Annotated in this window: 22 protein-coding genes and 1 other annotated feature; of the genes, 18 read left to right on the forward strand and 4 right to left on the reverse strand. The window is 28.2% G+C overall.

Annotated elements, in window-relative coordinates; all coding sequences use genetic code 11:
- Window positions 1–9: 9 nt before the first annotated feature.
- On the forward strand, window positions 10–648 hold the full coding sequence (locus CLHOM_RS05190; RefSeq protein WP_052220633.1) for a CAP domain-containing protein: 639 nt from the start codon (window positions 10–12) through the stop codon (window positions 646–648).
- Between the two features lie 83 nt (window positions 649–731).
- Here the strand turns inward: CLHOM_RS05190 and CLHOM_RS05195 are convergent, their stop codons facing one another.
- On the reverse strand, window positions 732–1325 hold the full coding sequence (locus tag CLHOM_RS05195; protein ID WP_052220634.1) for a DUF1836 domain-containing protein: 594 nt from the start codon (window positions 1323–1325) through the stop codon (window positions 732–734).
- 238 nt (window positions 1326–1563) lie between these two features.
- Here CLHOM_RS05195 and trhA point away from each other — a divergent pair, with 238 nt between their 5' ends.
- Entirely contained in the window at window positions 1564–2211 is a 648-nt protein-coding gene (gene trhA, locus CLHOM_RS05200; protein ID WP_052220746.1) for a PAQR family membrane homeostasis protein TrhA, read from the forward strand.
- 112 nt (window positions 2212–2323) lie between these two features.
- Window positions 2324–2647: a thioredoxin family protein gene (locus CLHOM_RS05205; RefSeq protein WP_052220635.1), complete on the forward strand. Its 324-nt coding sequence runs from the start codon at window positions 2324–2326 to the stop codon at window positions 2645–2647.
- A gap of 50 nt (window positions 2648–2697) precedes the next feature.
- On the opposite strand, the gene truA is transcribed toward CLHOM_RS05205, so the two are convergent.
- Window positions 2698–3435: a tRNA pseudouridine(38-40) synthase TruA gene (gene truA, locus CLHOM_RS05210; RefSeq protein WP_052220636.1), complete on the reverse strand. Its 738-nt coding sequence runs from the start codon at window positions 3433–3435 to the stop codon at window positions 2698–2700.
- Between the two features lie 156 nt (window positions 3436–3591).
- On the opposite strand from truA, the gene CLHOM_RS05215 reads away from it, so the two are divergent.
- On the forward strand, window positions 3592–5754 hold the full coding sequence (locus tag CLHOM_RS05215) for a type IA DNA topoisomerase (RefSeq protein WP_052220637.1): 2163 nt from the start codon (window positions 3592–3594) through the stop codon (window positions 5752–5754).
- Between the two features lie 38 nt (window positions 5755–5792).
- On the opposite strand, the gene CLHOM_RS18780 is transcribed toward CLHOM_RS05215, so the two are convergent.
- Window positions 5793–6626 carry a methyl-accepting chemotaxis protein gene (locus CLHOM_RS18780; protein WP_052220638.1) on the reverse strand — a complete coding sequence of 278 codons (834 nt, stop codon included), beginning with the start codon at window positions 6624–6626 and terminating at the stop codon, window positions 5793–5795.
- A gap of 198 nt (window positions 6627–6824) precedes the next feature.
- On the opposite strand from CLHOM_RS18780, the gene CLHOM_RS05225 reads away from it, so the two are divergent.
- The 3 genes from CLHOM_RS05225 (at window position 6825) to CLHOM_RS05235 (ending at window position 11475) form a co-directional block, all read left to right on the forward strand.
- Entirely contained in the window at window positions 6825–8723 is a 1899-nt protein-coding gene (locus CLHOM_RS05225) for an ABC-F family ATP-binding cassette domain-containing protein (protein WP_052220639.1), read from the forward strand.
- Window positions 8724–8846: 123 nt separating this feature from the next.
- Window positions 8847–10160, forward strand: a complete 1314-nt coding sequence (locus CLHOM_RS05230) for a DUF5050 domain-containing protein (protein WP_052220640.1) — start codon at window positions 8847–8849, stop codon at window positions 10158–10160.
- An 82-nt stretch (window positions 10161–10242) separates the two neighbouring features.
- Complete coding sequence (locus CLHOM_RS05235; RefSeq protein WP_052220641.1) at window positions 10243–11475, forward strand: EAL domain-containing protein; 1233 nt, start codon at window positions 10243–10245, stop codon at window positions 11473–11475.
- Between the two features lie 46 nt (window positions 11476–11521).
- Here the strand turns inward: CLHOM_RS05235 and cls are convergent, their stop codons facing one another.
- The gene (gene cls, locus CLHOM_RS05240) at window positions 11522–12931 is read right to left on the reverse strand and encodes a cardiolipin synthase (RefSeq protein WP_074782859.1); all 1410 of its coding nucleotides are present in this window, start codon (window positions 12929–12931) and stop codon (window positions 11522–11524) included.
- A gap of 223 nt (window positions 12932–13154) precedes the next feature.
- Between cls and CLHOM_RS05245 the strand changes: the two genes are divergently transcribed.
- From CLHOM_RS05245 to CLHOM_RS05295, 11 genes are all read left to right on the forward strand, one after another.
- Window positions 13155–14411 (forward strand): replication-associated recombination protein A, encoded by a 1257-nt coding sequence (locus CLHOM_RS05245; protein ID WP_052220643.1) that lies wholly within the window; start codon window positions 13155–13157, stop codon window positions 14409–14411.
- Window positions 14412–14519: 108 nt separating this feature from the next.
- A complete protein-coding gene (locus tag CLHOM_RS05250; RefSeq protein WP_052220644.1) occupies window positions 14520–14957 on the forward strand; it encodes an RrF2 family transcriptional regulator in 438 nt (145 codons plus the stop codon).
- Window positions 14950–16140: a cysteine desulfurase NifS gene (gene nifS / locus CLHOM_RS05255; protein WP_052220645.1), complete on the forward strand. Its 1191-nt coding sequence runs from the start codon at window positions 14950–14952 to the stop codon at window positions 16138–16140. The genes CLHOM_RS05250 and nifS overlap by 8 nt, the downstream gene beginning before the upstream one ends.
- Before the next feature lies 1 nt (window position 16141).
- Complete coding sequence (gene nifU, locus CLHOM_RS05260) at window positions 16142–16570, forward strand: Fe-S cluster assembly scaffold protein NifU (RefSeq protein ID WP_052220646.1); 429 nt, start codon at window positions 16142–16144, stop codon at window positions 16568–16570.
- A gap of 158 nt (window positions 16571–16728) precedes the next feature.
- The gene (locus CLHOM_RS05265; RefSeq protein WP_052220647.1) at window positions 16729–17226 is read left to right on the forward strand and encodes a PRC-barrel domain-containing protein; all 498 of its coding nucleotides are present in this window, start codon (window positions 16729–16731) and stop codon (window positions 17224–17226) included.
- Window positions 17219–18253, forward strand: a complete 1035-nt coding sequence (locus CLHOM_RS05270) for an AI-2E family transporter (RefSeq protein ID WP_052220648.1) — start codon at window positions 17219–17221, stop codon at window positions 18251–18253. Before CLHOM_RS05265 ends, CLHOM_RS05270 begins: the two co-directional genes overlap by 8 nt.
- 82 nt (window positions 18254–18335) lie before the next feature.
- Window positions 18336–18522, forward strand: a binding site (T-box leader).
- A gap of 60 nt (window positions 18523–18582) precedes the next feature.
- Entirely contained in the window at window positions 18583–21222 is a 2640-nt protein-coding gene (gene alaS, locus CLHOM_RS05275) for an alanine--tRNA ligase (protein ID WP_052220649.1), read from the forward strand.
- Between the two features lie 85 nt (window positions 21223–21307).
- Window positions 21308–21562, forward strand: coding sequence for an IreB family regulatory phosphoprotein (locus CLHOM_RS05280; protein WP_052220650.1), 255 nt, complete (start codon window positions 21308–21310; stop codon window positions 21560–21562).
- A gap of 60 nt (window positions 21563–21622) precedes the next feature.
- Window positions 21623–22030 carry a Holliday junction resolvase RuvX gene (gene ruvX / locus CLHOM_RS05285; protein ID WP_052220651.1) on the forward strand — a complete coding sequence of 136 codons (408 nt, stop codon included), beginning with the start codon at window positions 21623–21625 and terminating at the stop codon, window positions 22028–22030.
- A gap of 29 nt (window positions 22031–22059) precedes the next feature.
- Window positions 22060–22326, forward strand: coding sequence for a DUF1292 domain-containing protein (locus CLHOM_RS05290; protein ID WP_052220652.1), 267 nt, complete (start codon window positions 22060–22062; stop codon window positions 22324–22326).
- A gap of 125 nt (window positions 22327–22451) precedes the next feature.
- Entirely contained in the window at window positions 22452–22904 is a 453-nt protein-coding gene (locus tag CLHOM_RS05295) for a Fur family transcriptional regulator (protein WP_052220653.1), read from the forward strand.
- Window positions 22905–22916 lie beyond the last annotated feature (12 nt).

The following is a 22916-nucleotide window of genomic DNA, read 5'->3' on the forward strand; positions in this document are numbered from 1 at the left end:
GTAAAAAACATGAAAAAAGTATTAAGGAGTTTTTTAGTTTTACTTATATTCTTTATTGCAATGAATTTTCAAAATATTGCTTTTGCACAGTCTATAACAGTAAAAACCTTTAACTATACGGTTAAAACTGGTGATAGCATATGGAAAATATGCGAAAAATATCAAGTTGGTGTTTCGGATGTAGTTTCTGTAAACCCACAGATTCCTAACCCTAATTTTATATATCCTAACCAAGTGATAAAAATTCCAGATTTATCAGAAGTAAAGAGCCTTGAAAGTAGAGTTATACAATTAGTTAATAGTGAAAGAGCTAAGAAGGGATTAAATAGTTTAAACCATAATTGGCAGCTATCAAGAGTAGCTAGATATAAATCTCAAGATATGGTAGTTAAAAAATATTTTTCTCATACTTCTCCAACCTATGGATCACCTTTTGTAATGATAAGAAACTTTGGGATTAATTACAGAACTGCAGGAGAAAATATTGCATATGGTCAAAGGACTCCAGAAGAAGTTATGAATTCTTGGATGAATTCTCCGGGACATAGACAAAATATTCTAAATCCATCCTTTAGCAGTATTGGTGTAGGAGTGGCTAAAAATTCAGCTGGACAATATTATTGGACCCAAATGTTTATAGGGTGGTAAAAATATAATATAAAATAGAGAAAGGATAATACACTTAAAAGTAATTATCCTTTTTTTATTTATTAAAAATCTTAAAAGTAAATCTATAATCTATCGTTTGTAAAAAATCCATCAATAATTTTTTCTGCTAATCTTTTTCTTATATTAGCTTCGTTAATTAAGGAAAGTACAAAAATCAGCATTTGAGATAAATCTTTATTAGATAAATCTAGACCAGAAGTACTTTCTTCTATGAACTTGATTTTATCAGGCAGTTCATTTTTCAGAATACCTTCCTGATATTTTTTTATTTCTAAGAAAGATTCATAAATTTTATGTAAATCTATATCATTATCATTAGATACATGATCTAATAAGTCTTTAAATAATATTCCAATATCGTTTATAGATAAGCTTTGCTTTAGATTATATATTAGTATTAATAGAATCATATGCTCTTTTGAGTACTTTTTTTTATTTGGTGGTATAAGTATTTTAGACTTTGTATAATTATTAATCATTGTTTTTGTCATTAGTTTTTCATCATAAAATCTTTTTAAATGACTTAATTTATCATCGAAGAGGGTTATTACTTGATCCATATATAATTCTAAGTCAGGTATATCTGAAAGTTCTATTTCTTTATTTAATAAAAGATCCTTTAAAAGTAAAGAAATCTCTTTTTCGTTAAACTTCATTAATAACACTCCTAATCATGTAAATGCGTTAAAAAAATAGTAACACATAAAAATGAATAGTTCAATAGATAGTAATTTGAACCACATATTACATATAGCATTGAAAAAAATATTGTGAAAACCCAAAAAAAATATTATAATTTTCGATACTTTGTGTTATATTAATAATATGACAACATATAGTTATTGAAACTATGTGTGGTAATTTAACTTAATTTTGAACGGAGTGGTAATTATGATGAATAAGTTTAGAGAACCCATCAGTGGGTTAACACATCTATTTGGGGCAATCGTATCTCTCTTAGGTATGATAATACTGATTGTATATGAAATAAATAATCCAAAATCAAATGTTTTATCATTAACATCTGTAATACTTTTTGGCATAAGCTTAATTTTACTTTATTCAGCAAGCTCAATATATCACCTTGTGAAATCCTCAGAAAAAGTGATTAAGGCATTAAGAAAATTAGATCATTCAATGATTTTTGTTTTAATTGCTGGAACATATAGTCCAATATGCTTATTAGCCTTAAATGGAAGCTTAAGATGGGTAATGTTTTCGCTAATCTGGAGTTGTGCACTAGTAGGTATATTTTTTAAAATGTTTTGGTTTAATGCTCCAAGATGGCTATCTACACTATTTTATGTATTAATGGGATGGTTATCAATATTTATTATTTCACCTCTTTCTAAATCTATTAGCATTAAGGGAATTATTTTATTAATATTAGGTGGATTGCTATATACTTTTGGAGCAGTAATTTATGCTTCAAAGTGGTCTATATTCAAGTCTAAGGTATTAGGCTTTCATGAAATATTCCATATATTTGTATTAGCAGGAAGCTTGTGTCATTATTTTATGGTATTTAAGTATGTACTATAGTTATATATAGAAATAATGAGTATAATTTATTGAAAGCAGCTTAAAATAGTTGCTTTTAATTTTTTTAATTATAAAATTAGAGTATAAAATAATAAATTTGGAGGAGATAGGAATGGAAAGATTAAAATCCATAATAGAGATAGATAAGTTTATACAAGAAAGCAAGTTGGCTTTTTTATATATTTCTTCAAATAATTGTAATGTTTGTGAAGCCTTAATGCCTAAGATTCAGGAGGTATTAGAAAAATACCCTAAGATTATTAAAAAGAAAATAGTAATTGACGATATTCAAGAAGTTTCAGGACATTTATCAATATTTACAATACCAGCAATAATTTTTTATATAGAAGGAAAAGAAATTTTTAGAAGAGCAAGATTTATTAGTGTAGGTGAAGTTGAAGCTTTAATCGATAGATACTATAAATTAATAGATTAAAAAACTAAAGCAAAAGCTTTAGTTTTTTATAAAAATTATAAATATTGTAATCAATAAATTATTTCTTTTAAAAATAAGCCATGGGCTGGTGCTGTGTCTGAGGCTAGAGAACGATCTTTCTTATGCATGATTTCAATTATTTCTTCGATTGTTATTTTTTCAAGACCAGCTTGTATTAATGTGCCTACTATTATTCTAACCATTTTATGCAAGAATCCATTTCCATTTAATGCTATTTGTATATCATTATCTTTTTTTACAATGTCAATTGAATATATTTCTCTAATAGTAGATTTTTTCTTAGACTTTAAAGCTGTAAAGCTTTTAAAATCGTGCTTACCAATAAAAATAGTTGCTGCCTTTTTCATAATCTCAATGTTTAATTGCTCTGGTACATGATATGAGTATTTTCTGCTAAATACATCATGAAAAGTGCCATTATAAATTTTATAAATGTAAATTTTCTTTTTAGCTAAGTATCTTGAATGAAAATCATTAGCAACCTCTTGTAGACTTTTGATAACAATATCTGAAGGCAGATATTTATAGCAATAAGTTAGAATTTCTTTGTTTAATATCTTTGAATTAGTGTGAAAATTAGCTATTTGATTATAAGCGTGAACTCCAGCGTCTGTTCTACCAGAGGCAATTAATTCTATTTCTTCACCAGTCAATTCCCTAAGTACTTTCTCTATTTTGCCTTGAATAGTGTTATCTTCATTGCCTAATTTCTGCCATCCTTTATATCGGCTACCATCATATTGAATAGTTAATTTTATATTTCTCATAAAAAAACTCCTATAATTTATTATTAGATATTTGTGTTTTGTTAATATTTTGATTATACTTTAGAAGTATATAATCACCCAAATAGTATATATCTAAATTAAAATTAATAAAAGCATTAAAATAAAATAATAACAGTTATTTTAGGAGTGGATACCTTGAAGAAAGTTATAATTGCAGAGAAGCCATCTGTAGCTAAGAATATTGCTGAGGCCTTAAATATAAAAGCAAAAAGAAACGGATATTTTGAGGGAAATGACTATTTTGTAACATGGGTATTTGGACATTTGTTACAATTATATGATGCTAAAGATTATGATGAAAATATGAAAAGCTGGAGATTAGAAAGATTTCCTTTTATACCAGTTGAATTTAAATACAAGATAAAACAGGATAGCGTTAATAAAAGTGTGACTGATAAGGGGGCAGAAAAACAGCTTAAATTAATAAAGTCCCTAATAGATAGGAATGATGTAGACGGCATAATTTCTGCTACGGACTTTGATAGAGAAGGGCAAGTAATTGCAGATGAAATATTTTTACATTTCAATGAGAAGAAGCCTATTTTTAGATTACTATTAAATGAATGGACTTCAGAAGAAGTATTAAAAGGAATGAAAAACTTAAAAGATAATAGTGAAATGAAACCACTGCAAGATGCAGGAATAGGGAGACAGTTGGCTGACTGGATTATAGGAATAAATCTTACATCAGTGGCCACATTGAAATATAAATTAAATGAAGATAAAATTCTAAACATTGGAAGAGTGTTGCTTCCAACTTTGAAAATTATTTATGACAGAGATAAGGAGATAGAAAATTTTAAGGCTACTACTTATTATAAACTAATAGCTAATTTCAAAACCAAAGAGAACTATGAATTTGAAGCATTGTACTATGAAAATGATACAGAAAAATTTGAGCAAAAAGAATATCTAAATGAAGTTTGCAAAATGATAGATAGCAAAACTGCAGAAATAGTAGAAAAACAAATTGAAAGAAAAAAGGAATATACTCCATTTTTGTTTAATTTATCAAATCTACAAGGGTATATTACAAGCAAATATAAGGGTTGGACATCTGATAAAGTTTTAAAAGTAGCACAATCACTCTATGAAAAGAAATTTATAACATATCCAAGAACAGGAAGTATTGCGTTAGAAGAAAGCTTAGAAGGTAGAGCTAAAAAGGTATTAGAAAGCTTGAAAAAAGGGCTTCCATACGAAGAGGAAATAAAGTTTATTAAAAGTAAAAGAATATTTGATAATTCAAAAGTTGAGAGCCATAGTGCAATTATGCCAACATATATATTACCTTCAAGATTAGATAATGATGAGCAGATTGTGTATGATGCAGTAAAGAATCGATTTATAATGCAATTTATGCCAATAGCTGAGTATGAGGAGACAATTATTAGGATTAAAGTTCATGAGAAAGATATAAAAGGAATATTTATATCAAAGGGAAAAGTTCAGATAATTGAAGGTTGGCGCAAAATAGAGAAAATTGAAACTAAGGATACCTTGTTACCAATGGTAACTGAAAAGGATGTTGTAAGTTTAACAGAAAGTAAAGTAAATGAAATAATTAAAAAACCTCCAAAGCTTCATACTGAGAAAACACTGCTGAGGGTTATGGAAACTTGCGGCAAAAGCTTTAAGGATGAGGAAGACTCAGAAGAGATGATGGCATCTATATTAAGTGGATTTAATATAGGCACTCCAGCTACAAGAGCAGATACAATAAAAAAACTAAAAGAGGTTGGATACATAGCAAGTAAGGGTAAAAATCTTACTTGTACAGAACTTGGGAAAACAATAGTAGAAATATTTCCAGCAAAAGAGCTATTAGACTTAGAATACACAGGTAGACTTGAAAAAACCTTATCAGATATAGAAAAAAGAAGATTCCAAAAGGAAGATTTTTTAAAGTTAATTATTGATTTTACTGTTAGTGCAGTGAACTCTATAAAATATGATACTTCTATGTTAAGTAATTTTAAAGTTCAGCTGCCGGAGGGTGTAGAAAGTATAGGAAATTGTCCTGTGTGTGGGAATCCTGTAATAGAAGGTACTAAAGGTTTCGGATGCAGCAATTGGAAAAATGGATGTAAATTTATAATTTGGAAGGATGATAAATTTATTGAATCATTTGATAAAAAAGTAAGTAAAGAGATGATTAAAATTTTACTCGAAAAAGGTAGAGTAGGTTTTAGAAATCTCAAGAGTAAAAAAGGCAATATTTTTTCTGCTTATTTTAGATATGAAAAAGATTCAGAAACAGGATATTATAAATGGAAAATAGAATTTATAAATGATTAAAAAGACCTGACTTCAGCAGGTCTTTTTAATATATAATATTATAGTTTTGATGCAATATTTTTTAAAACTTCTGAACTAGAGTAAAGACTTTCAACAGCACTAGTAATTTCTTCAATAGTTCCTGTCTGTTGTTGGAAAACTTCATTAGACTCATTTATTTTATCAGATATATGTATTACTGAATTTTGTATATTTTTTAGAATATTATTAATTTGATTTATTGATTCATTACTTGAATTAGATAATTTTCTAATTTCCTGAGCGACTACGCTGAACCCTTTTCCAAATTCACCTGCTCTTGAAGACTCAATAGCTGCATTTAAACCTAGTAAATTTGTTTGTCTAGCTATATTACCAACAAATTGTAATATATCATCTGTATTCTCAGCTTCTTTCCTTGTTTTTTCCACATTCTCTTGGATCATAGCGTTAAATTGAGCCATATTTTGAATACTTGTAGAGAATTCATTTATTGCAGAACTTATTTGAGAAAGTGAATCAAATAAATTTTTAGCTAAATTAGATACAGTGGTTTGCTTTTCTAAGCTTTTTGCCATAGAAATAGCTCCGATTACTTTCCCATTTTCTTTTATAGGTATACCAAGTGCTTTGGTAGGAACACCAAAAACTTCTGGCGGAATTACACTAGAAACTACTTTGCCACTAGTTATAGTTTGATAAGCAACACTTCCCACTGGAATTGGATCACCGTCTTTTTTGTTTAATTTAACATTTTCACCGTCATAAAATTTAAGAAAAACTTCAGTATTTGCAATAGAAATTGCTGCATCATCCTCAACAAAATATTTTAGATAATCCATAATATTATTAAATGAATTCATTATTTCATTTTGAGAAACATCTGTAATCATCACATTACACCCTTCCATATAAAAAAATAAGTTAATTAAATTATATAGGTTTATTAAATAATTTTAAATACTAAATTTTCAGTTTTTTAATTTATTTATACATTAATATGCAAAATATTATTATTCACCTTAATTTAAAGAACTTAATGTGATAAAATATATTATGATTTCTATTAAAATTTTAGGAAGGATTAAAATATGAATTTATTAGCTATAGATAGTTTAAGCAAAAGCTATGGAGAAAAAGTACTTTTCAACAGTATATCTTTTAATATTTCAGATAAGGATAAGATTGGTATTATTGGTATTAATGGAACAGGAAAGTCAACCCTTTTACGAATACTTAGTGGTGAGGAATACTATGATTCAGGTAAAATTATAAAGTCTTCAAATCTCAAAGTTGAATATTTGCCACAAAACGTAGATTTTAATTCTAAGAGTACAGTACTTGAACAAATATTTAAAACTAATTCACCAATCATGAAATTAATAAGTCAGTATGAGAATATACTTGATAAATTAAATAATCAACCTGAGAATGTAAAGCTTCAAAATGACTTAATGGAAGTAAGTAATAAAATGGATAGCTTAAATGCTTGGGAATTGAAAAGTAAGGCAAAGATAGTTTTGACTAAACTTGGTATTAATAATTTTGAAGCTAAAATCGCCAGTCTTTCTGGTGGTCAAAAAAAAAGAGTTGCTTTAGCTAGTGTTCTTATTAACCCATGCGAATTACTAATATTAGATGAACCTACAAATCATATAGATAATGATACGGTTGATTGGCTAGAGGATTACCTAAATAATTTTAATGGTGCAGTTCTTATGATAACTCATGATAGATATTTTTTAGATAGGGTTACAAATAGAATACTGGAAATTAGTAATGGTAATTTATATTCTTATTCTGGAAATTATTCTATGTTTTTAGATTCTAAAATTCAAAGAGAACAGTTAATTGAAGCAAAAGAGGATAAAAGGAGAAATATTTTAAGAAGAGAGCTTGAATGGATTAGGCGTGGGGCGAAGGCTAGGACTACAAAACAGAAAGCGAGGATAGAGAGATTTGAAGAATTAAGTTCTCAAAATTCAGAAGTACAAAATGATAAGATAGAAATTTCATTATCCACTAGCAGGCTTGGAAAGAAAATTATAGAATTAAATAATATAAGCAAAAGTTATGAAGAAAAGAAACTTATCAATAACTTTTCATATATCTTTACAAAAAATGATAGAGTTGGAATAGTTGGATCCAATGGATTAGGTAAATCTACTTTGCTCAATTTAATTTCTGGAAATATTAAAGAAGATAGTGGGAAAATAGATATAGGTGAAACAGTGAAAATTTCCTATTTCTCACAAGAATGTAAAGATATGAACGAAAACCTTAGAGTTATTGAATACATTAAAGAGCAAGCTGAATATATAAAAACTTTTGATGGCACAATGATTAGTGCTTCAAAAATGCTTGAAAAATTTTTGTTTTCTCCAAATCTTCAGTATAGCTACATTAGTAAACTCTCTGGTGGTGAAAGAAGAAGATTATACCTTTTGAAAATACTTATGAACTCCCCAAACGTATTACTTTTAGATGAGCCTACAAATGACTTAGATATTGAAACCTTAAATATATTAGAAGACTATATTGAATTTTTTAATGGAACAGTTATTATTGTATCTCATGATAGATTCTTTTTAGATAAAACTTGTAATAAAATAATCTCTTTTAAGGGCAATGGAGTTATAAATTACTATGTTGGAAATTATTCTGAATGTAAAGAATTTTTAAAGCCTAGTGAACAAGAAACTGATTGTAAAAATAAATCCAAAGAAAATATCGTCAAAACAAATGAAAAGAGATCTTTAAAATTTTCATACAATGAAAAAAGGGAATATGAAAAAATTGAAGGTAATATAGAAAAGTTAGAAAATGAATTAGAGGAGATTGAGGAAAATATTAAACTTTCAAGTACTGATTATGCAGTTCTTGAACAACTTTTAGAAAAAAAAGAAAGAGTAGAAGAAGAGTTGTTACAAATGATGGAGAGATGGGAATATTTAAATGAAATTGCAGAAAAGATAAATAATTCTAAATAGTCATAAAAATAAATTTTCTATTACTATTACATTTGAATATCTTTGAATAATTAGCTATTTTATGATAAAATTTATGAATACAATTAGTTCTAATCTTTCAATGAGCACTAAGGAGGCATAAATGTGATAAATAAAAGAAGAAGTAAGTTTATATTAGCTGTTTTAATTTTTAGTTTTATATTAAATTTTAACAATTTAATTCTAGGTGCCGAAATAGTAAAAGACAATCAAGCAGCAAATGTTATAAATTTAGGGTACATAGCCCAAGATGGAGAATGGATTTATTATTCCAATATTGCTGATGGAAGCAAGTTATATAAGTCAAAGCTTGATGGTTCTGAAGAAGTAAAAATAAGCAATGATGTTCCAAATTTTATTAATGTTTCAGGAGATTTTATTTATTACTCTAATATAAGCAATGGTTATCAACTTTTTAAAATTAAAAAAGATGGAACTGAAAAGAAAAGAGTAGTTGATGAAAGCTGTTTTTGGACTCAGGTTCAAGGAGATTGGATTTACTTTGCTAAAAAGGAATCAAGCGGTCAGAAAATTTATAAAATTGATTTAGATGGTAAACATAAAACTAGAATAAGTAAGGATAGAGTATATGGCTTTGCTGTTTTAGGGGATTTTATATATTATTCAAATGAATCCGATGGGCACAAAATTTATAAAGTCAATATAGATGGAGGAGAACCGCAGAAGTTAAATGAAGATCAATCCTATTATATTAATGTAGTAGGCAATAATATATATTATCAAAATGCAAATGATAAAGGGAAAATATATAAAATAGATATAGATGGGAAAAATAAAATTAAATTAAATGATGATTCTGCTGATTATATTAATGTTTCAGGAGACTGGGTCTTTTATTCAAATGCTTCAGATAATAATAAGCTTTATAAAATGAAAACTGATGGAAGTGCTAAAGCACTTATTAATAATGAGGGTTCTGCTGCATTAAATATCATCAATGATAGTATTTATTTTTGGAAAATCAAAAAGGATTCCAAGGGAGATACTACTATTGATAGTTCAAACTTGCTTAGAATAAATAAAGATGGCAGTGATAAAAAAATTGTAAAAGTTGAAGTTATAAAAAAAGAAGAAACTGAGACGGGGAAACTAAGTACTTCAAGTATTATATTAATATTGTTATTTGTTTTTATAACCTTCTCACTTGAGGTTTGGAAGCTAGTATCTTTACGTAAATTGAGAAAAATATCTGAAAAGCCAAGTTCAGAAATTGATGAAAATTATGCAGCATATTATATTAAGTTTCTTTCAACTGCAAGAATACCAAGAAGATCAGAATACTTTAGAATGGCAAAAAGTGTCTTCGAGAAAATATATATTTCACCAAATGTTAGTCAAGAATTGAAGGATGAAGTTAAAGCTGCTATATTAAGAAAAGGAATAAATTTAAATAATTAATAATAAGTAATAAATAATTTAATAAATTTTTAGTAAGTATATTACTTTATTAGTATAATACTTTATAAGGATGTGTTAGTTAATGGAAAATAAAATTGATATTAATAAAATAATAGAAGAAAAGAGTTTAGAAATTAATTTTAAGCCAATTACTTCTGTAATAAAACAATCAGTAATTGGATTTGAGGCTTCCTGTTTAGGATATAAGGTAAATAAAGACATAGTTTCTATGGAAACACTTTTATTACAGGCAGAAAATGAATCCAGAACTATTGATTTAGACAGACTTTATAGGGAGAAGGCTGTAGAGAAATTTTCAGATGTTTATAATGATAATAAAGAAATATTATTGTTTATAAATATTAGTGCCTCAATAATAAAAAATTTTATTGGTTCAGGAATAATTATGGATCTAGTAAATTCTTTTAAACTAAATCCACAAAATGTTGTATTGGAAATAGTAGAAGATAAAGTAGAAGATGTTGAGGGACTTAAGAAATTTATAAATTATTACAGAAATGAAGGATTCTTAGTAGCATTAAGCGATATTGGTTATGGATTTGCAAATCTAGACAAAATTTCTTATGTTGAACCAGATATAATTAAGATTAGTGGTGCAATAACAGAAAATATAGATTTGGATTATTATAAACAAGAAATTTTTAAAGCATTAGTAAATCTCTCAAAAAATATTGGTGCACTTGTAATTGGTGATGGAATTACTACAAAGGAAGAGGCCTTAACAGTTATTGAATTAGGAGCTGATATGGTAGAGGGAGATTATTTTGGTAATTCTCTTGAAATTACTGAAAAGTTTATCTCTAAGGCTCAAAAGGCTGTTAAGAATCTAGCTTCTGACTACAGAAAATACATGGTAGATAAAATCAGCTTAGAGAATACCACTCATAAGAAATATGAGAAAGTTATTGGAAATATTCTTGAAGAACTATCGAAAATTCCTGAAAAAGAATTTAACAATAAACTGAATGAAGTTATCTTAAATAATAATGAATTTGAATGTATATATGTTTTAAATGAAGCAGGTATACAGATTACGGATACATTGACTTGCTGTAAAGATATGCTATCTCAAAAGGCACTAATTTTCCATCCTGCAATTAAGGGAACAAACCATTCATTAAAAAAATATTATTATTTTCTAGTAAATATGTCTTTGAATAAGTATATTACTGAGCCATATGTTTCTTTAGCTACTGGAAATCTATGCATAACGATATCTGCAATTTTCAAGGGCTTAGATGATAAGGAATATATATTATGCATTGATTTTAACCCAAATGATATTAATTTCTAGATCAATTATAAAATTAAAACCATAAGTATGACTTATGGTTTTAATTTTACATTGTATTGGAAAACATTCTACAAATGTTCTCTAATAATTTTATAAAGATTGAACTATTTTCGAAAAAATTTTTATCTAGTAGAGTAGATTCGGAACATTCTTTATGAAAAATATTCTCTAGTTCTAATACTGTCGTATCATCAAAAATTATTGCATTAAGTTCATAATTAAGTTCAAAAGATCTTATATCTATATTAGCATTACCCATGCTGCAAATCTTACCATCAACTGAGATTGCCTTAGAATGAAGAAATGAATCTTTTCTATATAAATATACTTTTACGCCACACTGCATAAGTTCTGAAAGATATGTTCTAGAAGCATAAAAAACATAAAAGTGGTCACATTTTCCAGGAAAAAGTATACGCACATCTATTCCACAAAGAGCTGCAATTTTTAAAGATATTAATAAGCTTTCGCTAGGAATAAAATAAGGTGTCATTATGTAAATATTTTTCTTAGCGCTTGATATCATATTTATGATAGAATACATAATGGACGGATTATCTGAACTTGGACCTGATTCTACTGCTAGCATAGGTAAGCTAGAACAACTTTCAACATTAGGAAAGTAATTATTATACTCTACTTCTATAAAAGGAGGATTATTTTTATCTCTATTAATCATAAAATAATCATTTATAAAGGAACGTTGAAGATTAAAGACAAAATCTCCTTTAACCCTTATATGTAAATCTCTCCAAAAACCTAGCTTTCCTTTTCCTTCATATTCATCTCCTAAGTTCATTCCTCCTAAAAAACCAATAATGCCATCAATAATTACTATTTTTTTATGATTTCTATAAAATGGGGCAAAATAATATGCATATGGCACAACATCAATTCCGAATTTTTCTAATTCTCTAGTGTATTTTCTACCTAGAGTTATGGAACCAATTTTGTCTATAATAAATCTCACTTTAATTCCTTCTTGAGCTTTTCTAATTAAGATATCTTTTATCTCATTACCAACTTTATCATTACGGACAATATAGTATTCAAGGTGAATATGATGGTTAGCCTTCATAAGATCCTCCTTAAGGGCTTTATATTTAGACTCTCCATCAGTGAAAAATGTTAATTGATTATTAGTGAAAATTGGATAAGGATTTGTTTTTTCAATAATTTTTTCTAGAAAATTAAATTCTTTATTTTTATTTTCAGAATAATAATTTTCAAACTTGTCTTTTAAAAATATAGATACATTATTGGTAAAACACCTGTTTCTCCAATTTCTTCCCAATAAAAGAAAAGTTATAATTGCTAATGTCTTAAATAGCATAAAAAATAGTATCCAACATAAGGTACCTTTGGGGTCTCTCTTATCGAATATAATACGTAATACACATATGAAAGAAATAATAATTAAAATCACATCTGATATAAGTTTTAAATTATAAATCATTTATTTTATCTAAGATAAAGTTTTTATTTTACATCTTTACCTTAGAAACCTCCCTAAAATAATTTTTTTATTAACATACAAAATATTTATAACATGTTATTAGTAATTCCCAATAACTGTTGAATTATTAGATAAATATATTGATAATAAAGTTGAGAATAATTGTATTTTGATGTATATTTGTAACATGAATTGTAGAAAGAGATAAAAGGTGGGATATTAGTTGGATTTATTTGATTTTGCAGTAGAGAAAAATAACGTAAAAAAGCCTTTAGCAGAGAAAATGAGACCTATAAAATTAGATGATTTTATAGGTCAAGAACATATTGTAGGTAAGGGAAAATTATTGAGAAGACTAATAGAAAATGATAATTTAACTTCTATGATTCTTTATGGTCCTCCTGGAGTTGGAAAAACAACCCTAGCTTACATTATCTCTAAGGATACTAAAAGCCAATTTGTAAAATTAAATGCTACTTCTATAGGTGTAAAAGAAATAAGAGATTATATAAGTAAGGCTGAAGAACTTTTAAAGTTTTATGGGAAAAGAACGATTTTTTTTATCGACGAAATTCACGCTTTAAAAAAAGGTACACAGCAAGATGCACTTTTAGATGCAGTTGAAAAGGGAATTATTATTTTAGTTGGAGCAACTACTGAGAATCCATATTTTGAAATAAATAGAGCTTTATTAAGTAGGGTTAGGATTTTTCAATTAGAAGAACTAACAAAAGAAGATATAAAGAATATTTTAATAATGGCTCTCAATGATAAAGAAAGAGGTTATGGAAATTTAAAAATTAAAATAAATAGAAAAGAAATAGCAATGATTGCTCAGTTAGCTTCAGGCGATGCTAGAAATAGTCTAAACATCTTAGAACTAGCAGTTTTATCTACTCATAAAAATAAGGATGGACATATTGAAATAGATGAAGATAAAATAAAGGATTGTGTTCAAAGACCATTGATTAAATATGATTCAAGTGGAGATAACCATTATGATATAGCTTCAGCCTTTATAAAAAGTATAAGAGGGTCAGATGAAAATGCTGCTTTATATTGGTTTGGTAGAATGATTATTGGTGGGGAAGATCCAAGATTTATAGTTAGGAGATTAATAATTCAGGCTTCAGAAGATATTGGTCTGGCTGATCCAAGGGCAATGCTTATTGCTCATGCAGCCTGGAATGCGCTAGAAACTGTTGGAATGCCAGAAGCCAGGATACCAATAGCAGAAGCTATAATATATCTTTCAAGAGCAAATAAATCCAACGCAGTATATACAGCAGTTGATAAAGCAATAGATGATGCAAAAAATAATCAGTTTAGGGTGCCGCCGCATTTAAGAGATGCACATTATAACGGTGCGAAGGAATTGGGGAGTTTTGGATATAAATATCCTTTTAACTATCAAAACAATGAAATTGATCAAGATTATTTTCCAAAAGAAATGAATAAAAAAACTTATTATTTTGAATAATATTTAATGTTGACAAAATTGCTATGATTTGATATTATAAAGTTGATAATTTTACTCGGAATTATTAAATGATAATTACTGAGAGGTTATATATAAAGGGGTGATTTAATGAAGCTATCCACAAAAGGAAGATATGGTGTAAAGGCTATGGTTGATTTAGCTATAAATTATGGCGAAGCACCAGTATCAATAAAATCTATTGCTGAAAGGCAAAAGATTTCAGAACTGTATTTAGAACAACTTTTTGCACCTCTTAGAAAAGCAAAGTTGATAAAAAGCGTTAGAGGGGCTCAAGGAGGATATATCTTAAACAAATCTCCCAAAGATATAACTGTTTCAGATATTATAGAAGTATTAGAGGGACCAATTGAAATATCTTCTTGTATTGATAGTAATGAATGCAACAATGTAGATACTTGCCCCACTAGACTATTGTGGGAGAAAATCAAAAATAGCATTGATGAAGTTACAAATTCAATTACTCTTCAAGATATGGCTGATGATTATAATAACATGTTAAAAAAAAGGAGTGAAGCTAATGAATAATAAAATATACATGGATTATGCTGCAACTACATATACAAAACCAGAAGTTTTAAATGAAATGTTACCGTATTTTACTGAAAGCTACGGTAATCCATCATCTTTGTATACCTTGTCTGATTCAAATAAAAAAGCGCTAAATGCTGCAAGGGGAAGAGTAGCTAAAGCTATAAATGCTGATGCTAATGAAATATTTTTCACATCTGGAGGTTCTGAAGCAGATAATTGGGCAATAAAAGGAGCTGCTCTAGCAAAGAAAAATAAAGGTAATCATATAATAACCTCTGCAATAGAACATCATGCAGTAATAAATACATGTGAGTTTTTAGAGAAAAATGGCTTCGATGTAACATATTTACCTGTTGATGATAAAGGTTTCATAAATATAGATGATTTAAAAGCAGCAATTACAGATAAAACTATTTTAGTTACAATTATGTTTGCAAATAATGAAATTGGTGTTATTGAACCTATAAAAGAAATTGGAGCACTTTGTAGAGAACATAAAATTTTATTCCATACAGATGCAGTTCAAGCAGTTACACAAGTACCTGTAGATGTTAAAGATATGAATATTGATATGTTATCTATGGCAGCTCATAAATTCTATGGACCAAAGGGAGTAGGTGCTCTTTACATTAGACGTGGAATTAGAATTGAAAACCTAATTCACGGTGGAGGTCAAGAAAAAGGAAGAAGACCAAGTACTGAAAACGTGGCTGGAATAGTTGGTATGGGTAAAGCCGTCGAAATCGCAATGGCTGGAATGGAAAAAGAAAGTAAAAGATTAGCAGGCTTAAGGGATAAAATTATAAAAAATATCTTAGAGAATATACCACACAGTAAACTAAATGGACCAGCAGGAGATAAAAGACTTCCAGGTAATATAAACATAAGTTTTGTTGGTGTTGAAGGGGAGACCTTATTACTTGATTTAGATGATAAAGGCATTTATGCTTCAACTGGAAGTGCCTGCGCATCTGGAGATCTTGAACCATCTCATGTATTATTAGCATTGGGCTTATCCCACGGGGTAGCACATGGTTCTTTAAGATTTAGCTTAGGTTCTGGAACAACTGAAGAACAAGTAGATTACTTATTAAATGAACTTCCTTTAATAATAAAGAGAAGAAGAGAAATGTCTCCATATTGGGAGCAGTTTTTAAAAGAGAGAGGGGAAATATAGTATGTATAGTGAAAAAGTAATGGATCACTTTAGAAATCCTAGAAATGTTGGTGAATTAGAAGACGCTAATGGTATTGGAGAGGTTGGTAATCCTCAATGTGGAGATATAATGAAGATATATCTAAAAGTAGAAGATAACATTGTAAAGGATATTAAGTTTAAAACCTTTGGATGCGGTTCTGCTATTGCTTCTTCTAGTATGGCTACAGAACTAGTAAAGGGAAAAACTGTTGAAGAAGCTTGGAATTTAACAAATAAGGCTGTAGCAGAAGCTCTTGAAGGATTACCACCTGTTAAAATGCATTGCTCAGTTCTTGCAGAAGAGGCTATTCATAAAGCTATAAATGATTACAGAGAAAAACAGGGGTTAGAAACCTGGGAAATGAAAACACATTCTCATGATATACATCATGAGGTACATGGTAACTAGTAGAAAAATTTTATTATTAAATTGATTATATTAAAAACTCTAAGCACACATTTATCTGTGATTAGAGTTTTTATATTTTTTAACATATTAAGTAAGAATATTTAATTTGTTACTAGTTAATAATATTGATAATAATAAAAACTAAAAAGAGGTATTAAATGTACAGAATTAAAGATTTTATGCTTATGGATGTTATAAACATTGAAAGAAAAAGGATAGGTTTTATTAAAGATATTCTAATAAGTTTTAATAATAGGTGCTTATTAGGATTTTGTATTTCACCATTTAGAATATTTAATAAAAATTTATTTGTGCATATTCAAGATGTAATAACTTTTAATTCTAGCATAGTTGTAAAAGATACTAGCATAAAACAAGGTTTAATGATTTCAGAAATTAGAGGAATGGATGTGGTAGATATCAATGGAGATTTATTGGGAATGGTTGAGGATTTCATTTTTGAAAAAAGAGATTTTAAAATAACAGGTGTTGTTGTTTCTACTGGATTTATTAGAAATATAATACATGGGAAAAAAATTTTTTTAATTAAGGATCTTATTTTAGGAGAAAAAAATATATTGTATTTTTCAAAAAATAGCAAAATATCTTTTCTTACTATTCCACACGAATTAAGGGAAGTAAATAAATATGAATAAATTATTATATAAAAATAAGAAATTAATAAAAATAATAGTATATGTAATTTTACTTATATTATTAATTGTTCTTTTGTATAATAACAAGATAATAAAAGATATTTTCTCAATTATATTGGGTGCTTTTATTTTATCTTATGCACTTAAACCGTTTCATAATGCTTTATTAAGGAAAGGAATAAAGCCAAGTTATGCAGCACTAATATTAATTTTGTTTGTTATAGTGAGCGTTATTTTAATAGTAACCATTTTGATACCATCAATATTTAAAGAAAGTATTAATCTCGGAAATACTATTGAAGAAATACAAGAGTATTCAAATGAAATATACTACAATTTAAAATTAATTCAAAAGGACAAATTTATTGTTAACATTTTTGATAATTTCTACGGCAAATTAAATGGATTATTGCTTCATATTTTTGATAAGCTCATGAATTTTACAACTAGTCTAGGAGAAAAAGCATTAGCATTAGTTGTTATACCAATAATTGCTTATTATTTTTTGTGCGACAAAGAATATATAGAAAATAAACTTCTTTTATTATTTCCCTTAAATTCAAGGAAAATAATAAAAAAAATTAATAGTGATATAGATAAAATACTAGGAAGATATATCGTAAGTCAATTTATTCTCTGCGCAATTGTAAGCCTTATCACTTTTATTTTATTACTAGCCTTGAGAGTGAAATTTCCACTCGTTCTTTCTCTACTAAATGGATTGCTTAATATAATTCCATATTTTGGGCCAATATTTGGTATGGTATTGCCAATTATTGTAGCGCTATTAACTTCATATAAGACTGCTTTATACACTTTACTAGGTTTATATTTGATTCAATTAGTTGAAGGCAATATATTATCTCCTAAGGTTACTGGAGATAGTGTAAGTATGCATCCATTAGTAGTAATAATTTTACTTTTAATTGGAGGAGAATTAGGTGGATTTTGGGGAATGGTTCTAGCGATTCCTATTGGGGTGATAATAAAGGTTATTTATGATAATTTGAATTACTACATTTATTAGCATATTTTTCTCATTTACTAGAATGTTGACATAAATATCATTTTTTCATATAATCAAAATATCTTTATACATAATAGCATATAATTAGGCGATGAGCAGAAGGAGTAAATATTTTTTATCATTCAGAGAAGAAGTGGCTGGTGAGAACTTCTTGATATAAGTATTGAAGCTATCTAGGAGTCATAGTGATTTAAGAGATGTAAATGTATAATTTACTATTATATATTTATGTAATTAGGGTGGTACCGCGGAAAACTTTCGTCCCTTAAGGGAATGAAGGTTTTTTTGTATTATTTTTTAGAAAGATGTAACAGATGGAGGTAATTATCATGCAAAAAATGGGATTAAATGATGTAAGAGAGGCTTACCTAAAATTTTTCGAAAGTAAGGAACATTTGAGACTTGAAAGTTTTTCGCTTGTTCCTAAAAATGATAAAAGTTTATTGCTAATTAATGCAGGTATGGCACCGCTAAAGCCATATTTTACAGGACTTCAAACACCACCAAGAAAGAGAATTACAACCTGTCAAAAGTGTGTAAGGACAGGAGATATTGAAAATGTAGGTAAAACCTCAAGACATGCTACATTTTTCGAAATGTTAGGAAATTTCTCTTTTGGAGATTATTTTAAAAATGAAGTAATACCTTGGGCATGGGAATTCATAACTGAAGTATTAAACCTACCAAAGGATAAATTATATGTAACTATATATTTAGATGATGATGAAGCATATGAAATATGGACTTCAAAGACAGATGTAAATCCTAAACATATATTTAGATTAGGTAAAGAAGATAATTTCTGGGAACATGGTGTTGGACCTTGTGGTCCATGCTCGGAAATTCACTTTTATAAAGATTCAGGTGAAATTATATCTGCAGAGGACTTTAAAGAAAAATCTGATTTAGATAGAGCTGTTGAATTTTGGAACTTAGTTTTTACTCAATTTGATAAAGATGAGGATGGTAATTATAACAGATTAGACTTCCCTAATATTGATACAGGTATGGGGCTTGAAAGAATGGCTACAATTATGCAAGGTGTAGATACAATTTTCGAAGTTGATACAATAAGTACTATATTACATGAGGTTTCAAAGCTTTCAGGAGTAAAATATGGTGATGATAGCAAAAAAGATGTGTCACTTAGAATTATTACTGACCATGTAAGAAGTGTTACTTTTATGATAAGCGATGGTATTTTGCCTTCAAATGAAGGTAGAGGATATGTATTAAGGAGGCTTTTAAGAAGAGCCGCAAGACATGGCAGAATATTGGGGATAAAAGGGAGTTTCCTAAATAAGATAGTTGATACTGTTATTAAGTGTTCAGGAAAAGCATATCCAGAGTTAGAAGAAAAATATGAATACATTAAAAAAGTTATATTACTAGAAGAAGAAAGATTTGGAGAAACTATAGATCTAGGAATGGATATACTATATAGCTATATAGATGAATTAGAAAAGAATGCAGAAAAGACTCTATCAGGTGAAAAGGCGTTTAAGTTATATGACACATATGGCTTCCCATTAGAGTTAACTCAGGAGATTTTAGAAGAAAAATTAATGAAAGTTGATATCGAAGGCTTTAATGAAGAAATGAATAGGCAAAGAGAAAGAGCAAGAGCCGCTAGAGAAGAAAGTACTTACATGGGAACTGATGTAAAGGTTCTTGATACAATATCTTCAGATATTGAAACAAAATTCTCAGGATATGATAAATTAGAATTATCGTCTAAAGTTAAGGTAATTATCAAAGATGATAAATTTATTAACAGCATTAATGAAGGTGATAGAGGAATAATAGTAACAGAGGAAACTCCTTTTTATGCAGAAATGGGAGGTCAAGTAGGAGACAGAGGAATTATATTTAATGATAATTTTGAAGCTGTGGTTGAGGATTGTAAGAAGAACATCGGAGGAAAGACTGTACATTTCATTGAAGTAACAAAAGGAACTCTAAACATAGAAGAAATAGTAACATTGAAGGTTGATAAAGTTAGAAGAGAAAAAATTTCAAAAAATCATAGTGCTACTCATATGCTTCACGCTGCCTTAAGACTTGTTTTAGGCGATCACGTTCATCAATCAGGTTCTTTTGTAGATGAAGATAAATTAAGATTTGATTTCACTCATTTTGCTAGCGTAACACCAGAAGAAATCAAAAGGGTTGAAGAAATAGTAAATAGCAAAGTAATGGAACTTTACTCAGTTAATACAGATGAGATGTCTTTAGATGAAGCAAGAGAAACAGGTGCCATGGCTTTATTTGATGAAAAGTATGGTGAAAAGGTTAGAGTAGTAAAAATGAGCGATTTTAGTGTAGAGCTCTGTGGAGGAACTCACATTGAAAATGTAGGTAAAATAGGAATTTTTAAAATAGTATCCGAAAATGGTATTGCTGCTGGAATCAGAAGAATTGAAGCTGTTACAGGAGAAAAAGCATTAGAATATATGGAAAGAAAATCAGAGATACTAAAAGATATTAGTGAAATAATTAAATGCTCTGAAAAGGATATTATTAATAAACTAAATCAGATTAATGTAGAACTTAAAGATAAGGATAAAGAAATATCTCAATTAAAATTAAAGCTTGCAACTGGTTCAGAAGATGACATATTGAAAAATGTTAAAGAAATAAAATCAATTAAAGTAGCTACTGCAGTTCTAAAGAATGTAGATAGTAATTCTTTAAGAAACCTAGGGGATAAGATTAAAGATAAAATTGGAAGTGGTCTTGTAGTCTTAGGCAGCAAAGAGGGAGATAAGGTACAATTCTTAGCTATGGCTACAAAAGATGTAGTAGCTAAAGGAATTCATTGTGGAAATATAATTAAAGAAATTGCTAAAATTGCAGGCGGAGGCGGCGGTGGAAGACCAGATATGGCTCAAGCTGGTGGAAAATTGCCAGAAAAATTGAATGAAGCAATAAATGAAGTCCAAAATATTGTGGAAAAATTAGTAAAATAGTATACTTTTTATTTAAATTGGTTTATAATAAAATTACAAGTATTATAGATGTGGACTGCATTTCATAAAAAGGGGTGAAGCAGTTATGGGAATAAGTGAAAATACCATGCAATTCGATATACAGAAAAATAAGAAAGATATTACTAGAAACATATTGAGCCAAGTTAATGATTCTTTAAAGGAGAAAGGTTATAATCCTATTAATCAGTTGGTTGGGTATTTAATTTCTGGTGATCCTACTTATATAACTAACTATAATGGAGCGAGAGCATTAATCAGAAAGTTAGAAAGAGATGAAATACTCGAAGAAGTTTTAAAAGCGTATTTATCAATAAAATAAAAATGCCCTTATGGGCATTTTTATTTTGACACTTCATATTATTAAACAAGGAGATAGCCTATGAGGATACTGGGATTAGATGTTGGAGATAGAACTATTGGAGTTGCTATCAGCGATTTGCTAGGATTAACGGCTCAAGGAATAACTACAATTAATAGAAGAAATATTCAGTTTGATTTAAATGAATTGATAAAAATTTGCAAAGAATATAATGTAGAAAAAATAGTATGTGGCTTACCCAAAAACATGAATGGAACTATTGGTGAGCAAGGTGAAAAGGTAATAAGTTTTTGTAAAATACTTGAACAGGAAATAGGTATCCCAATAAAAATGTGGGATGAGAGGTTAACAACTGCTGCAGCCCAGAGAGCTATGCTAGAGGCGAATTTATCGAGAGCAAAGAGAAAAAAAATCGTAGATAAAATTGCAGCTACTTACATTTTACAAGGATTCTTAGATAGTATTTAATGAAAATAAAATAAAAGGAGAAGATAAAAATGGAAAAGGAATTTGATACAATAGTTTTAAAAGATGAAGATGGAGAAGAAATAGAATTTGATTTAATAATGAAGTTTGAAATTGAAGAAAAAGAGTATGTTATACTTGCACCTATAGAGGATGAAGAAGCAGAAGCTGTAGCTTTGAGAGTAGAAAAAGACAATAATGGTGAAGATATTTTTGTTACAATTGAAGATGATGTTGAATTTGAAATGGTATCTGAAGCATATGAAACCTTAATGGAAGAAAATGAAAATTTAAACTGAATTGTAGTATCGAATAGTAATCATTATCAATTGACAAAAGAGGAATAAACAATTAAACTTTAATGAGGACTCTAAATTTGCTAACTTATTTATAAATGTTTAATTTATGGAAAAGAGGTATTATGATGTATAATGTGTCACCAACACAATTAGATAAAGTTAAAGAATTGCTAAAACTTAAAGGTTATAAATTGACTCCCCAAAGGAGAGCTGTTGTTAATAAAGTATTGGAGAACAGAGGGAGTCATCTAACAGCCGAAGAACTTTATGAGCTTGTGAAAAAAGAATGTCCAGAAATAGGTCTGGCAACTATCTATAGGACTATACAGCTTCTTGAAGAGGTGGGAATACTATGCAAGCTTAATTTAGATGATGGCTGTAATAGATATGAGTTGGTTGACGAAGAAGAAACACATCATCATCATCACTTAATATGCACTAAGTGCGGTAAGGTTATTGAAGTTGCAGAAGACTTATTAGATGTTATAGAAAGAAATGTTGAAGAAAAATATAAATTTAAAATAGAAAATCATAGTGTTAAATTTTTAGGTATTTGCAATAAATGTCTAAATAATTAAGTTTATAAATTA

It is taken from the genome of Clostridium homopropionicum DSM 5847, assembly GCF_001263795.1.
GTDB lineage: Bacteria > Bacillota > Clostridia > Clostridiales > Clostridiaceae > Clostridium_H > Clostridium_H homopropionicum.